This is a genomic window from Collinsella sp. AM17-1 (assembly GCF_003470665.1).
GTDB lineage: Bacteria > Actinomycetota > Coriobacteriia > Coriobacteriales > Coriobacteriaceae > Collinsella.
The window spans coordinates 13578-28505 of sequence record NZ_QRJZ01000027.1 but is presented as its reverse complement, the minus strand read 5'-3'; the positions used below and the strand labels follow the sequence as shown (position 1 = coordinate 28505).

At 61.1% G+C, this 14928-nt stretch carries 11 protein-coding genes; 1 reads left to right on the top strand and 10 read right to left on the bottom strand.

Annotated elements, in window-relative coordinates; all coding sequences use genetic code 11:
• Positions 1 to 285: 285 nt before the first annotated feature.
• From DW195_RS09840 to DW195_RS09805, 8 genes are all read right to left on the bottom strand, one after another.
• Positions 286 to 1482, bottom strand: coding sequence for an Nramp family divalent metal transporter (locus tag DW195_RS09840; protein ID WP_118206601.1), 1197 nt, complete (start codon positions 1480 to 1482; stop codon positions 286 to 288).
• 74 nt (positions 1483 to 1556) lie between these two features.
• On the bottom strand, positions 1557 to 3401 hold the full coding sequence (locus tag DW195_RS09835; RefSeq protein WP_118206596.1) for a magnesium transporter: 1845 nt from the start codon (positions 3399 to 3401) through the stop codon (positions 1557 to 1559).
• Positions 3402 to 3729: 328 nt separating this feature from the next.
• Positions 3730 to 5136, bottom strand: a complete 1407-nt coding sequence (locus tag DW195_RS09830; RefSeq protein WP_233540862.1) for a polysaccharide deacetylase family protein — start codon at positions 5134 to 5136, stop codon at positions 3730 to 3732.
• A 72-nt stretch (positions 5137 to 5208) separates the two neighbouring features.
• Entirely contained in the window at positions 5209 to 5964 is a 756-nt protein-coding gene (locus DW195_RS09825) for a hypothetical protein (RefSeq protein WP_055252569.1), read from the bottom strand.
• On the bottom strand, positions 5964 to 6353 hold the full coding sequence (locus DW195_RS09820) for a YtxH domain-containing protein (protein WP_099432470.1): 390 nt from the start codon (positions 6351 to 6353) through the stop codon (positions 5964 to 5966). Before DW195_RS09820 ends, DW195_RS09825 begins: the two co-directional genes overlap by 1 nt.
• 136 nt (positions 6354 to 6489) lie before the next feature.
• Positions 6490 to 7323: a hypothetical protein gene (locus tag DW195_RS10610; RefSeq protein ID WP_233540861.1), complete on the bottom strand. Its 834-nt coding sequence runs from the start codon at positions 7321 to 7323 to the stop codon at positions 6490 to 6492.
• Positions 7324 to 7347: 24 nt separating this feature from the next.
• Positions 7348 to 8721 (bottom strand): hemolysin family protein, encoded by a 1374-nt coding sequence (locus DW195_RS09810; RefSeq protein WP_118206595.1) that lies wholly within the window; start codon positions 8719 to 8721, stop codon positions 7348 to 7350.
• Positions 8722 to 8831: 110 nt separating this feature from the next.
• Positions 8832 to 9515: a hemolysin III family protein gene (locus tag DW195_RS09805; RefSeq protein WP_199576357.1), complete on the bottom strand. Its 684-nt coding sequence runs from the start codon at positions 9513 to 9515 to the stop codon at positions 8832 to 8834.
• A gap of 186 nt (positions 9516 to 9701) precedes the next feature.
• On the opposite strand from DW195_RS09805, the gene DW195_RS09800 reads away from it, so the two are divergent.
• The gene (locus DW195_RS09800; RefSeq protein ID WP_118206594.1) at positions 9702 to 10667 is read left to right on the top strand and encodes an alpha/beta hydrolase; all 966 of its coding nucleotides are present in this window, start codon (positions 9702 to 9704) and stop codon (positions 10665 to 10667) included.
• 163 nt (positions 10668 to 10830) lie between these two features.
• Here the strand turns inward: DW195_RS09800 and DW195_RS09795 are convergent, their stop codons facing one another.
• Both DW195_RS09795 and DW195_RS09790 read right to left on the bottom strand, forming a co-directional pair.
• Positions 10831 to 12036, bottom strand: coding sequence for a DUF362 domain-containing protein (locus DW195_RS09795; protein WP_118206593.1), 1206 nt, complete (start codon positions 12034 to 12036; stop codon positions 10831 to 10833).
• 217 nt (positions 12037 to 12253) lie between these two features.
• On the bottom strand, positions 12254 to 14920 hold the full coding sequence (locus DW195_RS09790; RefSeq protein WP_118206592.1) for an ABC transporter permease: 2667 nt from the start codon (positions 14918 to 14920) through the stop codon (positions 12254 to 12256).
• Between the last annotated feature and the right edge of the window lie 8 nt (positions 14921 to 14928).

The window sequence follows — 14928 nt, the reverse complement described above, 5'->3', positions numbered from 1 at the left end:
AGGGCGGAGGCGGGGCATGCCCCGCCTCTTACACCACATCTCTGCACGCTACCGCGCGCGACCCTTCCAGTTGACCAGAATAGCCGACTTAGGACTTGGAGACCCGCTTTTAATGAACAGGTTCTTAGCTATGTTCATTATTTTCTTGGTCGTAAATGCTATCGGCCAGGCAACAGTACTCATATTTGGCATTATTTGTCCACTCACATATTACTAACCCCCTATAACAGGCAAAATACAGGCCGCAACCCATGGCAGCGGCCTGTTTGGAGTCCAAAAGAGGCGCTAAGCGCTGTAGCCCATCGCTTGCAGGACAAACATGACAACCGTCAGCACCGTAATCACGGCGATAGTCGCCCAAGTGAGCACGTTCCACACGCGACCGTTGCGGTTTGCACCCATAATGTGACGGTCGGCGGCGATAACCACCTGGAACACCAGAACCACGGGTAGTAGCACGCCATTGATGACCTGCGAGGTCATCATAATCTGGAACAGATCGACACCGGGCATAAGCACCAGCACGGCAGAGATACCGATGATGGCCGTAATGATGCCGCGATAGACCGGGGCCTCGTCCCAGCTGCGGTCGGCACCGCGCTCCCAGCCAAATGCCTCGCAGATAGCGCTCGACGTAACGCCCGGCAGCACGCAGGCAGCCAAGAAGCTCGCCGCGACCAGGCCCGAGGCAAACAGTACCGTAGACCACTGGCCCGCGATGGGCTCCAGCGCGCGGGCGGCATCGGCGGCATCGCTAATCTGAATACCCGCCGGGAACAGCACCGCACCGGTCGTGATGATAATAAAGCCCGCAATGATATCAGCAGCGATCGAGCCGCTCACGGTATCAATACGCTGCAGCACGATGTCGTCCTCGCCCGCGTTCTTATCGACCACGTTGTTCTGCGCCAAGAAAATCATCCACGGCGCGATGGTGGTACCGATCGTTGCGACCACGAGCGACACGTAGCTGGGGTCATTTTGAATGTTAGGCACGACCAGGTCGACCGCGACCTCACCCCAGTTGGGGCCAGCCATAAACGCGGCGACGATATAGGTCACGAACACGCAGCTCACCAGCAGCAGAATCTTCTCGATGCGCTGGAAACTACCCGACATTGTAAGCATCCATACCAGCAGCGCCACCAACGGTACCGAGATGCTCGCCGGCACGCCAAAGAGAGCAAGGCCGCTGGCGATGCCCGCAAACTCCGAAATGGTCACAGCCGTGTTGGCGATCAGCAGCGCTGCCATGGCCAACACACTCTTGCGCACGCCGAAGCGCTCGCGAATGAGCGATGCCAGGCCCTTACCCGTGACGCAGCCGCAGCGCGCCGCGGTCTCCTGCGTCACGATGAGCAGCACAGTCATGACGGGAAGCATCCAGAGCATCTTGTAGCCATAGCTGGCGCCCGCACTGGAATACGTTGCAATGCCGCCGGCGTCATTGCCCGAAAGCGCCGCCAGCAGACCGGGGCCCATAGCGCCAAAGATGGCCGCGATGGTCAGCTTTTGCTTGGTGCCCGACTTTTGCTTGGTATTTTGCACGCGACCACCTAACCCATGACTGACATGGCGAGCAGCACCGCGGCGATGCAATACGCCACACACGAGATCATGACGGCAATAACGTTCATGGCGGTGCCCGACGTGTTGAGGTCATGCTCGTCACGCCAGAACAGCACCATCAGGTAAATCACGGCGCTCATGTTGCCAACCAGGCAAATGATGGCAGCAATATTAAAGCACCCGGTAAAGAGTTGCTCCTCAAACATGGGCGCATCGGGGAACGCAGCGGTGCGCACCAGCTGGGCGCACAGGTAGGTCACGAGTGACAGAATCAGGCCCATGCCCGTGCTCTGGAAGAAGAACCCCAGATACGGCTTGGGCTCGTCGTCGTGACCGTCATACTCCAGGAAGTAGTTCTTGACGAACGACACCATGCGCGAGGCCGCCAGCAGCACGAGCGGCATGGCGCACATGGGGAACACCACCAGATGCGCGGAGCCGAGCGCCGTTCCCAGCACGGTCGCCATGATGCACGACGCAACGCCCCATACAACAACCCAGTACTGACGATGCACGAACCAGCTGAGCACGTTCGTCGAGTCGTCCGACGCGCTATCGCCCGAGCCGACACCGGCGATCTGCAGGTCCTCCTGATGCTCCTCGGCGATAACGTCCATGGCGTCGTCGAAGGTCACGATACCCAAGATGTGGCGGTTCTCGTCACAGACGGGGATAGCGACCAGGTCATACTTGGTCATCTCGTCCGTTACGTCTTCCTGGTCCTCGTCGGGCGACACATATACCAGGTCGCGATAGGCCAACTGACCCAACGTGGCGTCGCGGTCGGCTACGATCAGCGTGCGCAGCGAAAGCACACCGGTCAGCATGCCACTCGGATCCTCGGTATAGACGTAGTAGACGCTCTCGAAGTCCTCGTCGAGCTCGCGAATCGCCTCGATGGCGTCACCGACCGTTGCCGTGGCGGGCAGGGAGACAAACTCCGAGGTCATGATGCGGCCGGCGGTGTTGTCCTCATACCCCAGCAGGTTACGAATCGCCTTCTCCTCCTTGACACCCATCAGGCGCAGGAGCTTCTCGGCCTTCTCGTAATCGAGCTCGTCGATCAGGTCGGCTGCATCGTCCGGGTCCATCATGGCCAGCATCGACGATGCGTCGGTGTCGGACAGACCCTCGAGCATCTCGGTCATAAGCTCGTCGTCGTCGAACTCCGAGATGGCCTCGGCGGCCTGGGCAGTATCGAGCTGCGCAAACACCTGCGCACGTAGGCGCGGGTCGAGCTGCTCGATAATGTCAGCAATGTCGGCAGGGTGCAGCTCGCCGAGCGTCTTGTGCGACACCGAGAGTTGGATGTTTTTAGTCGAGCGGTCGAGCAGGTCCATGTAGGACCAAGCGATGATATCCTCGCTGAGCGGCTTGCCCAGGTGCTTCATAAAGCCTTCGACGATATGCTCGAGTGCGGGGCTGATGGCGCGTAGCAGACCGCGGGCACCGACCTCGGCACCCAGCAGGCGCAGCTGGTTTTCGCCCGACATGGAAAACTTGATGTCGTTTACGCGCACGACCTTCATGCCCTGCGTGTCGACGATCTGCTTATTGAGAACATCGCGCGCCAGCAGGAGCTCGGTCGGCTGCAGGTACGAGAAGCGAATATTGGTGGCAGACGTATTGAGATACACGCCTGTCTCATCGATACGGTCGACCCATTTGCGCCAGCTGATCATAAACGGCGTCTTGCCGGGGCCGCGGAACGCGAGCGACGTCACGTGCGGAAAAACTTCGCCGGTAGCAATGCCAAAATCGTTGACCACGCCGAGTTTTTCGCCGTCGACGTCCAAGACCGGCAATTTGAGCATCTCACTCAGATAATTCAATGGTGCTCCCCATCATTATTCCTCCGGACGCGGCCGCGCGTGCGGCGTCCGGGGGCTTCTGGATATGTATACGCATGCGCGGGCGGCACGCCGCTCGACGCTTACACCCCGTGCATGCGCAAAAAGCACCTGCATGGGGTCATCGACTGTATGGTCGAGGTTTGGATTTCACCTGTAACCTTTCTCTTGACCCTCATTAACCGCAGTAACTATAGCATCAGCATCGCCCTGCGGCATCGAATTTATGCGCTGCACATTGCAGGCATACCAAACGCTGACGCATCCGTGACATAGCCATTGGGGACGTTCTTAAACGACTACCCAATGACTACTCTGTGGTGTCATCGTCCTCGGCAAGTTGGGGGTACACGGCGTCCTTGGGCATGGTGACCTTCGTCAGCGAGATGAGCTTTTTGCTCAGCGACGTGTCCGTCTTGACCAGGTCGCTGAGCGTCACGATCTTGTAGCCATCGGCGACAAGGCCGTCGATGATCTGCGGCAGCGCCTCGAGCGTCTGCTCGGCGCATTCGTCTCTATCGGTGAGCAGCACGATATTGCCCGGCGTCACCGAATCGAGCACCGTCGAGACCTGCTCGTCGGCACCGTTGAGCAGCCAGTCACCCGAGTCAATATTCCACGAGACCACGGCGGAGACCAGGTCCATCGCATCAATCCAGTCTTGCTCGTCAAAGGCAGCGTAGGGAGCACGCAGTAGCATCGTCTTCACGCCGGTCGCCGACTTAATCGCATCGGCGCCTTTCGTGATCTGCTCGCGTACCGTCTCACGGTCCTGACCCTTGAGCGAATCGTCGCTGTAGCTGTTGGATCCGATTTCGCACCCGGCATCGACAATCGCCTTGGCCGTGGCAGGCGAGGCCTCGGCCGCATCGCCCGAAAGGAAGAACGTCGCGGTGACGCCCTTCTCCTTGAGCAACTGCAAAATCTGCTTGGTCGCACCGCTCGGACCCTCGTCAAACGTCAGCGCCACGTACTTTTCGTTGCCCTTGGGCGCCACGCTGGCGCACGCAACGACGCAATCGGTGGCGGGCACAACCTCGCCGCGGTCCTGCGTCTTGCCCGACTGCTCACCAACCCACACCTCGGAGCGGCCCCGAACGCCCCACGTCTGCACATACTCGATAGCGCCCGTGCCCTCGACCTTGAGCCTGGGCTCGATAACCGTAGCCTGAACCTCATGCTTCTCGTAGGTGTTACGGCCATCCTTGACCGTCACCTTCTCGCCACCCTCAAGTTCGCGGCTATCCCATTTGCCCTGTTTTATGCGCTTGCCGTCCACCTTAACCGACAGCTTTTCGCCGCCATGGCGCTTGAGCACGCTGTCATCGACGGCCAGCAGGTCGCCTGCGTCGTAGGTGTCAGTCAACTCCTGGTCGTCGATGAGATTCTGCAGCGTAGAGCCCACGCGCACCGCGGTCTTCTGGCCGTTGAGCTCCACGTCCACGCTGCGGTTGACGTAGCCCACGACGGCAGCGATAAACAGTACGAGTGCGCAACCCACAGCGATGAGCGCATAGGGCAGACGGGACGGTCGGCGCGGCGAGCGCCCGTTGCCGATGCGCGCGCTGCGGTCGCTAAACCCGCGGCTATGGTTGAGGTACATCGCGCCGGGCTTACGGCGGCGACGGCGCTGACCGCTGGGCAGCTGCCCCAGGTCGCGGCGCGCCGTCGGACGCGCACCCGAACGCCCGTTTAAGTTGGATCCGTTTTGGCGCATGTGCCCTCCCCCATAAACACAGCAAGCCGGAGCAACAGGTCTCCGGCTTGCCTCCCATCATTTGGTACGTCGCTATTTTGTAGCTTTTGACGAGCCTCCGCTCGCCTTTTGATATTCGTCCTTAAAGGCCTTGAACATACCGCGCGTCTTGCCGAGCTGCTTGCCCAGTGCGCGGCTGCCCTTGTCCACGGCGACCGACCCCTTGTCGTCGAGCACCTTGGCGCCCTTCTTGACCTTATCGCCCACCACGACGCTGGCCTCGGCGGCCTTAGCAGCCGCACCGCCCGAATACCCGAGCGACTTGACCTCGTCCGAGACGACCATCGCGCCGTTCTCGTAGCCGCGCAGCATCGTCGGCGGCACCTGCGTGTCACCAACCAAAACACTCGAAGCAGCACCGGCGGTCACATAGAATGCCTGCACGATGCCCGAGCGCGGCTTGAACTCGACGTCCGAGCAATAGCCCACGACGTCGCCCGATTCCGTGCGCACGTCCATACCGACCCAGATGATGCAATCGTCCAGGTTGATGTCGAGGCGCTTGGCGGCGGCGGCATCGTACGTGTCCTTAACGTCATCGACCGCAATGGCGCCCTCGTAGACACCAATGGCGTCGAGCGCTACGAATCGATCGGGACGCTCGATCATGCCCGCGATATCGGACTGGCGGACCATAAAGCCGACCACGCGCGTACCGCCCGGGGTAAAGACCGGAAAGTGAATCTTTCCGAGCTTTTTAGGGCTGCGCGGCGTGCCGTCCTTTTTGGTGCGCTTGTCCTCGGTAGGCTTGCGATAGATCTTGGCGCCGACAAAATCCCCGGCGCGCATTATGCCTCGGTCGAGGGCTCCGCAGCCTCGGTATCAGCCTCGACGGCGTTCTCGACCACGACGTCGGCGGCAGGCGTCACGTTGCCGCCCGAAATGGCGTCGTTGAGCTGCTCGCGCAGCTGGTCCATGCGCTCGCGGGCCAGGTCGACCTTGGCGCGCAGGTCGTCGGTCTTGGCGTCGACCATCGGGCCAAAGTCATTCACCGCAGCACGGGCCTCCTCGGCGCTGTGCTCGTAGGTGTCGCGCATATTGTCCCAGGCGTCGTTGGCGATATCGGCAGCCATGGCGCGGGTTTCGGCGCCCGAGCGCGGGGCCAGAGCAACGCCGATAATAGCGCCGGCAGCGGCACCAAAAAGTGCGCCGGAGACAAAGCTGAAAGTCTTACCCATGATCATTCCTCTCCTGCGGGCACGTCGGTGCCCACCGTTTGAATGCTGTCCATTATACCCGCAGCGCATCACTTGCCGCTCCGCTCATCTGCGTACGGCAAAGGCGCAGGTACGTGATGGTGATAAACGCGTAGGCCTACTCCTGAGGCATAGCCGGCATGGCCACCGTGGCACCCGGGTCCTCGCCGGCGCCGTCCACGAGCGGCAGGCCGCCCTCATGCGCAGGTCCCGCCGGAACCGTCGCCGCACCGCCAAAGACGGCAGCGGAGGCCTCGTGGTTCTCGGCAACCGCGCCCTCGGTATCAATCGCCACCTGGGGCTCGTCGTCAAAGTTGGGGACGCCCTGGGGCTCGGTGGGAACAGGCTCGGCGGTCGCATCGGCAACGGGCTCGGCGTCGACCGGCACATCGCCCTCGTCAGCGCCCTCGTCCTCGGCAGCACCTTCGCCGTTCGCAGCGGCGACGGCCTCGTGAGGATCCTTGCCCTCGGCCTCGGCGCGCATGCCCAGCACCAGGTTGCGCAGGCCAGCGACCGTGCCCTCCACGTCGGGAGCCGGCTGGTCGGCGTGCAGGTACGCCCAGTCCATCATAAAGGTGGCCGACGACAGCGCACCGATGGCCAGTGCGTCATCGGGGCACGAAAGCTCGACCTCAAAGACACGCTCGTCATGCTCGCTTACGCGCGTGCGGCCGCACGAGATGCTACCGGCAAGACCGGTCTCGTTCATGAGCTCGACCGTCACGTGCTCCAGCAGGTGGCAGAGCTCGGTCTGACCCATGCAGTCCTGGAACTCGCGGCCGGAATCGCCCAGGCACAGGTGCTTGGCAATCGCCGGTACCAGGTAGTACACGCGCGCCGTGGCCTCGATGTCCTCCGAGGTCATGAGCGGCATGCCGGGGTTCACCAGCACATGCGCGCAGATCTTGTCCTCGCTGACGGTGACCTTAAGGATGTTGAACAGGCCTGCCATAACTCTCCCCTACTCTTCCTTGCCCTACTCGTCGCCGTCGTGCGGATTCGCGGAACCCGCACCCGACGTCGTCGGCTCGTCTACCGAAGACTCGGAATCCTTCTTATCGGTTTCGGCCGGAGCGATCACGCGAATGAGCGAGATGCGCTGGCCACGCATCGACTGCACTTTAAACTTGTACCCCGCGACCTCAAACACCTCTCCGATGTCGGGCACCGAGTCGCAAAGCTCCAAGATCCAGCCGGCGATGGTCTCATAATCATCGCTTTCCTCGAGCGGCCAACCAAGCTCAATCGCGTCATCGCACGAAAAACGCCCATCAACGAGCCACTCGCGGCGCGAAAGGCGCGTGAGATACTTGTTGTCGGGGTCGAACTCGTCCTCGATCTCGCCGACGATCTCCTCGACGATGTCCTCGATGGTGATGATGCCGGCCGTGCCGCCGTACTCGTCCACGACCACCACGATCTGGTCGTGCGAGGTTTGCATCTCGGACAGCAGCGGCAGGATGTCCTTGGTGTCGGGCACAAAGGTGGCGTCGCGCAAAAAGCCGGCGATGGGCTGGTCGCCCTTGCCATCGAGCGCGGGCTGGATCAGGTCCTTGATGTGCGCGATGCCCGCGACGTTGTCGGGGTCCTCGTGATAGACGGGGATGCGGCTGAAGCCGGTCTGGCGCATGGTGGACAACACGTCGGCGACCGTCTCGTCGTCCTCGCACATGGTGGTGTCCACGCGCGGCACCATGACCTCGCGGGCAACGGTGTCGCCCAGGTCAAAGATCTCGTGGATCATACGCTTTTCCTCGTCGAGCAGGTCGTCCTGCTCCGAGACCATGTACTTGATCTCTTCTTCCGAAACGTTTTGGCGGTCGTCGGCGCTCTTGATGCGCAGGATGCGGGCCAGGCCGTCGGAGCAGGCGCCAGTCAGCCACACGAGCGGGCGAGCAATCTTCTGGAACACGGAAAGCGGGCCCACGACCTGCTTGGACACGCCTTCGGCATTGGCCAGACCAATGCGCTTGGGGACGAGCTCGCCGATCACGATGGACACGAAGGCGACCGCGACGGTGATGATGACCGGCGCCAGGCCGCGCGCGATGGCGGAGAGCGGCGCGATGCCAAAGCTCATGAGCCACGTGGCGAGCGGGTCGGACAGACTCGTCGAGGCGACGGCGGACGAGGCGAAGCCCACGAGCGTGATGGCGACCTGGATGGTGGCGAGCAGCTGGTCGGAGTCGGCAGCCAGCTTAATGGCACGCTCGGCGCGCTTGTCGCCTTCCTCGGCCTCGTGCTCCAGCACGGCGCGCTTGGCCGTGGTGAGCGCCATCTCGGACATAGAGAAGTAGCCGTTGATGAGGGTCAAAACGAGGGTGGTGATAAGGGAGATGGTTATGTCCATCGGGAGTTTCTCGAACCTCCAAGATTCGGGACGTCAGGTCAAAACGTTGATGACGGATACGGCAATGGCGCCGGCGCCCAAACGAGGACGCGGGCGCGCAGGCGTGGTCGCTAAATTACGAAGAGGATCACCGCCATGAACTGGAAGATACTGCCGGCGAGCACCCACAAGTGAAACACACTGTGCAGGTAACGCACGTTTTTGGCGATGTAGAACGGCACGCCCACGGTGTAGCACACGCCGCCGACAGCGAGCAGAGCAAGTGCCACGGGGTTGAGCAGCGACACGAGCTCGGGCAGCTTAAAGACGACGAGCCAGCCCATCAGCAGATAGACCAAGCCGCTTACCCAATGCGGCTGGCGCTCGCGCAAAAAACACTCGAGGGCGATCCCGACGATGGCAATGGCCCATACGGCAAAGAACAGCGCAGGGCCGCCGTCGTTTGCGAGCGTGATGAGGCAAAACGGCGTATAGCTGCCGGCTATGAGCAGGTAGATGCAGCTGTGGTCGATGATGCGAAACACGCGCTTGGCGCGAGCGGGCTGAATCGCGTGATAGAGCGTGGAGGCCAAGTATTCGAGGATGATACTGACGCCATAGACAATTGCCGCAGCCATGTGGGCCGGGCCTCCGCCGCGCAGGGCAGCGAATACGATCAGGAGCACCAGGCCCGCGATACCCAGCAGACAGCCGACACCATGGGTGACGGAGTTCATGATCTCCTCACCCACCGTGTAGTGTGGAACGGCCGCGGTCTTGGGTCGCGGCTTAGAACTGTCGCTCGAATCGGACATGCCGGTTACATCCTCCAACGTAAAGAGTTCTCAACACTATATCAAAGCGTCTAGGTACGTGCGAAATTTGCACCATACGTGACCCTTTGTTTACCCATTCTTTGCCTGTTGACGCATCAACGGCGAACGTCCATAATGCGCTTGCATTAAATGTTGATGTATTAACATCTTATAGGAAAGCCTCTTATGTCTCGAAACGCACGTTCCCATCGAAAGCTCAAGATAGCCGGCGTCGTTGCGCTGGTGCTCGTTGTCGCGCTGTTGGGGTTTGCCGGCAACTTCTTGTTCGACTTTGCCCTGAATCCCCAAGCGCCGTACACCATGAAGATGATGCAGGACGGCAAGGACGCCGAAAAGGGCGAGCAGATTGACGCCGAGGAGGGCGAAGCACGGGCGTGGTTTAAGGAAAACCGCGAGAGCAGCAGCCTCACCGCGGACGACGGGACCGAGCTTGCCGCCTGGTATTTTGCTGCGTCGGAGAGCACACACGACTACGCCGTCTGCCTGCATGGATATACCAACGAGCCCATCGGTATGGCCCGATACGTCAAGCGATTCCATGACCGCGGCATGAACGTACTCGCACCCGCCGCCCGCGCCCACGAGCGCTCCGGCGGTGACTATATCGGCATGGGCTGGCCCGAGCGACTCGATGTCGTCGCGTGGATCGGGCGGATCGTTCAAGCTGACCCCAAGGCGCGCATCCTGGTCTTTGGCGAGTCGATGGGTGCGGCGACCGCCATGAACGTCGCGGGGGAATCTTTGCCGTCCAACGTGAAATGCATTATCGAGGACTGCGGTTATACGAGTGTTTGGGACGAGTTTTCTCTGCAGCTCAAGGACGTGTTCGGCCTGCCCAGCTTTCCCTTGCTCGATGTAGCAAACTTGGTGTGCAACGTGCGCGCGGGCTACGACTTTCATAAGGCGAGCAGTGTGGAGCAACTCAAACACGCGACGATTCCCATGCTGTTTATCCACGGCGACCAGGACACCTTTGTGCCGTACGACATGCTCGACCAAAACTACGACGCGTGCGCCAGCAAGGTCAAGCAAAAGCTCACCATCCACGGCGCCACCCACGCCAAGAGCGCGCAAGTCGACCCCGAGCTCTACTGGAATACGGTCGACGACTTCCTCGACAAGAATTTTTAGGCAAAAAGCAACGTCTGGGGTTTGTTGCCAAAAATCGGTTTGTAGTCGGCGGTATTCGATTTTTCACCGCACTTCTGAAAAGCCGCCCGCAAGCGTTGTGCTCGTGGGCGGCTTTTGCTCAACTTACGCTACAAAGGCGCTTGTTTTGTCCAATAGCTAGGTGCTACTTGACCTCGATAAGCTCGTACTTGCTCGTGCCCAGGCCGATCTTCTCGGCGTGCGCGATGCACGCGCGCCAGTCGGTGTCGGGATGTGTGATGCAGAAGGGGTCCTTGGCCTGCTCGCCCTCCAGATGCTCGTGCTTATGCTCCATCTTGGCCGCGCTATCGGTGAGCTCGGTGTTGGGCAGCGGCTCGGATGCCATGACGGCATCGGCGCAGGCCTGGTCGATGGCGACCGGGTCGAAGCTCGCGAACATGCCGATATCGTTGACGATGGGCGTGTCGTTTTCGGGATGGCAATCGCAGTTGGGGCTGATGTCCATGGCGAGCGAGATGTGGAAGCTCGGGCGGCCGTCGACGACGGCCTTGGTGTACTCGGCGATCTTACAGTTGAGCACGTCGGCCGCGGCATCATAGCCGGGCTTGATGGCGTCCTGGTTGCACACGCCGATGCAGCGGCCGCAACCCACACAGCGATCGTGGTCGATGGCGGCGACGTGGACCGTGCGGGTGTTGCCATTGGCAAGCTCGCGCTCACGGGTATCGTCAAACGAGATGGCGTTGTGCGCGCAGATCTTTTCGCAGGCACGGCAGCCAACGCAGTGCTCGGTCGCGACGTTCGGCTTGCCGGCGGCATGCTGCTCCATCTTGCCGGCACGGCTGCCGCCTCCCATGCCCAGGTTCTTCATGGCGCCGCCAAAACCGGCCTGCTCATGGCCCTTAAAGTGGGTGAGGCTGATCACAATATCGGCATCCATAAGTGCCTGACCGATCTTTGCCTCGCGCACGTACTCGCCGCCCTCGACTGGGACAAGCGCCTCGTCGGTGCCCTTGAGGCCGTCGGCGATGATGATCTGGCAACCCGTGGCATACGGGGTAAAGCCGTTCTGGTAGGCGGTGTCGATGTGCTCGAGCGCGTTTTTGCGGCTACCGACATAGAGCGTGTTGCAGTCGGTGAGGAAGGGCTTGCCGCCCAGCTCCTTCACGACGTCTGCGACGGCGCGGGCGTAGTTGGGGCGCAAAAAGCTCAGATTGCCCAGCTCGCCAAAGTGAATCTTGATGGCGACAAACTTGTTCTCGAAGTCGATCTGCTCAATGCCGGCGCGGCGAATGAGGCGCTTGAGTTTGTCGAGCTGGCTCTCGCGAGCATGCGTGCGCAGGTTGGTGAAGTACACCTTTGCCGGTGCTGCGGGTGCGGTTGCGGTCATAGATCTATCCCCTCGGTCTATATGGCGTTACAGACATAGAGGATGGTACCCGGTGAAGTGGGGTTGAAGTCAAGCGCGGCACCGAGTCGTTAGGCACTCATTGGGGACAGACTTAAATGAGTGCCGCCAGGGACAGTCCCTGCCAGCCCGGCCGGCGAGCCGGCGATCCGACAAAGACTGTCCCCAACGACTAGTCGTTTAAGAGCGTCCCCAATTGCTACTCCTGCACCTTGAGGGCTTCGGCCAAGCTCACGCGCTTGATAGAGCGCGTGTGTAGCAGCGCCACGACCAGGTAGGTCGCAAAGCCAATGCCGACGCATGCAGCCATGGACCAAGCGGGCACGTAGATCTCGATATTGCCGTTGTAGGCGAGCAGCATCGAGCGGAAAATCGCGGTCAGCGAGCCAATAATGACCGGCAGGCTCAGCACGAGTGACACCGCCACGCACAGCGTAATCGAGCGGATGTACAGATGCGAGATCTCGCCATCGCGATAGCCAAAGACCTTCATGTAGCTAATCGAACGAGCACTATGGTCGATCACAGCCTTGGTCAGCAGGTACATAAACAGCAGGAAGATAAACACCGCGAGCCCGACCATCATGCCGATCATTTTGCTCATCATGCCGATGAACTGGTCGCCCACGGCGCGCATGTCGTCGGGCGTGGTGTCGCCGGCAAAGTAGCGCGCGTCGAGGTCGAGCTTCTCGTTGCTCACATAGCCGTTAAAGTAGGCGGCGTCGTTGCCGAACAGCTCGTTAAAGTCGTCGATGCTCATATAGATATTCATGTCCGACTTGGAGCCCCAGGCACAGTCCTTGCCCGCGTACTCAAGGGAATAATGCTCGCCCTCGTACTTGTCGCTGAGCGTGACCTTCTGGCCCTCACTCCAGCCAAACTTGTCGAGCAGGCCGCCGCCAAAGACAACGCGCCCATCGCCGACGTCGAGGCCCTTCCAGTAGCGCGAATCGGACGAGATGCCGTAGACAGAAATCGTCTCCTCGCCATTACCGTCGCCACGGTCGTACTGCAGCTGGTAAACGGCATATTTCTCGGCCTGCGCGATTGCGCCCGCGCCGTTGTCGGTCGTATTGACCGGGTGGATATCGTCGTTGTCAGTGTCGATCTTAGAGGCCTTGTCGATCAGATCGATGGCCTCATCGCGGTTGCAGCCGAGAGCATCGGCAAGATCGTCAAGGCGTGCGTAGAGCGCATCCTTCTTGTCCTGGACCTTGGCAAGCGCATCCTGCGCTGCGGTCAGGCTCTCGGCAGACGGAGATGCGGTCGCGGCATCGGCTGCCGTCTGCGCCGCATCGGCCGCGTCGTCAAGCTCGTCATCGGCATCCTGGGCGGCAGAAAGCAGCGCGCCGTCAACCGACCGCAAGCGCTCGAGTGCCGACCACTGCTCGCGCTCCTCGACAGTGCCCTCGAGCTCCAGCGGCGCCTTGAGCGTGTACCGGTGCTCGGCGACCAGGCTCGTCTCGAGGTTGTCCGCATAGTGCGTCATCGTGGGCAGGATCGCCAGGCCAAAGAGCAAAAGCAGCGACCCAAACGCGATGCCCACGAAGAGCGTGGCGAAGTTGCCCAGATTGCGCAGGAAGATACGCAAGCGGAAGCGGGAAACAAAACCCATGCGCTCCGGCAGTTGCACACCACGCTTGGTACCCGACTTGCCGCTCGCCTCGTGACGAAGGAACTGCAACGGCGTCTTGCCCATTTTGCGAAGCAGGCCCACCAGCGTGATGAGGATGAGCGCAGCGGCGGGGACCACGGCGCACTTCACAAAGATCTCCCAGCTCCAGTACACCTGGAAGGGCGGCAGGCTGTACGAGCCGTAGTAGAGACCGCGCATGGGCTCGGTAAAGAACGCAACGCCGAGAGCGGTGCCCAGTAGCGCCGCGGCCACGCCTACGATGGCGGGAAGCGCTAGGTAGTGCAGCACGATTTCGCGACGGCGATAGCCGCTGGCGAGCAGCGTGCCGATGATGGCGCTCTCCTCCTCGATGGTGGCGTCGGTGAGCACCACAAAGACAAACGCCATGATCACGATGATGATGTCGAGCAACGTCATCCACATCATGGAGTCGCCGTCCACGTCGTCGCGCGCATAGCCAATGCCCTGATTGGAATCGGCATCGATCAGATCGTCCACGCGCGCATCGGCATCGGTCAGCGCCTCGACCATATCCTGCTCCGCATCGATGCGATCCGCGGTGGGGAGATCGCGATCGGTAAAGGTAAAGGAGTAGGTGTAGGCGGGTGCGCCGCCGGCATCCTCGAGCGCGGCAAAGCCGGCGTCGGTAACCTCGGCCACGCCATAGGTGATGGTGTTCACCGTAAAGTCCGAATTGTTGAGGAACAACGCCTGGCTATCGGGCTGGGTCATGATGCCGCAGACGGTGTAGGTGCGGCCCTCAAGCTCGACCTTATCGCCCACGGCGAGGTCGTTGTTGGTGGCGAAGACACGGTCGATTGCCACCTCATCGTCCGTCTTGGGCTGCCTGCCCTCACAGTAGGACGCGATATCGACCTTGGTGCGGCGCGCATAGGTGCGCAGCGTGCGCTTGGTGCCATCGTCGCCGGCGTTCCTTTTGATGATGGCGTCGATGGAGAAATTCTTGTAGAGCGTGACGCCGCCGACGTCGCCGGCCGCATCCTCGGCTGCCTTGAGCTGACCGTCGGTGGCCTCGAAGGAGGTGGTCACGCGGCCGTCCTCAATCGTGTACGCATCGCGCATGTCGTCGATAAGGCAGCCGATGGAATGCGCCGCGAGCAAAAAGCCCGAGGTAAGGGCGATGCTTCCGCATATAAGCAAAAAGATGCCCAGGTACTTACCGATATTGCGGCGCAGCTCGCGCGGGAGACGTTTTGCGAGAGGTATCATAGCGCCGC

What these genes read in the sequence shown, in the direction of transcription:
- DW195_RS09825 (WP_055252569.1), bottom strand. Translation starts at nt 5,964, where the DNA reads ATGCGCGCCGGGGATTTTGTCGGCGCCAAGATCTATCGCAAGCCTACC.
- DW195_RS09800 (WP_118206594.1), top strand. Translation starts at nt 9,702, where the DNA reads ATGTCTCGAAACGCACGTTCCCATCGAAAGCTCAAGATAGCCGGCGTC.
- DW195_RS09805 (WP_199576357.1), bottom strand. Translation starts at nt 9,515, where the DNA reads ATGTCCGATTCGAGCGACAGTTCTAAGCCGCGACCCAAGACCGCGGCC.
- DW195_RS09820 (WP_099432470.1), bottom strand. Translation starts at nt 6,353, where the DNA reads ATGGGTAAGACTTTCAGCTTTGTCTCCGGCGCACTTTTTGGTGCCGCT.
- DW195_RS09840 (WP_118206601.1), bottom strand. Translation starts at nt 1,482, where the DNA reads ATGGGCCCCGGTCTGCTGGCGGCGCTTTCGGGCAATGACGCCGGCGGC.
- DW195_RS09830 (WP_233540862.1), bottom strand. Translation starts at nt 5,136, where the DNA reads ATGCGCCAAAACGGATCCAACTTAAACGGGCGTTCGGGTGCGCGTCCG.
- DW195_RS09795 (WP_118206593.1), bottom strand. Translation starts at nt 12,036, where the DNA reads ATGACCGCAACCGCACCCGCAGCACCGGCAAAGGTGTACTTCACCAAC.
- DW195_RS09810 (WP_118206595.1), bottom strand. Translation starts at nt 8,721, where the DNA reads ATGGACATAACCATCTCCCTTATCACCACCCTCGTTTTGACCCTCATC.
- DW195_RS10610 (WP_233540861.1), bottom strand. Translation starts at nt 7,323, where the DNA reads ATGGCAGGCCTGTTCAACATCCTTAAGGTCACCGTCAGCGAGGACAAG.
- DW195_RS09790 (WP_118206592.1), bottom strand. Translation starts at nt 14,920, where the DNA reads ATGATACCTCTCGCAAAACGTCTCCCGCGCGAGCTGCGCCGCAATATC.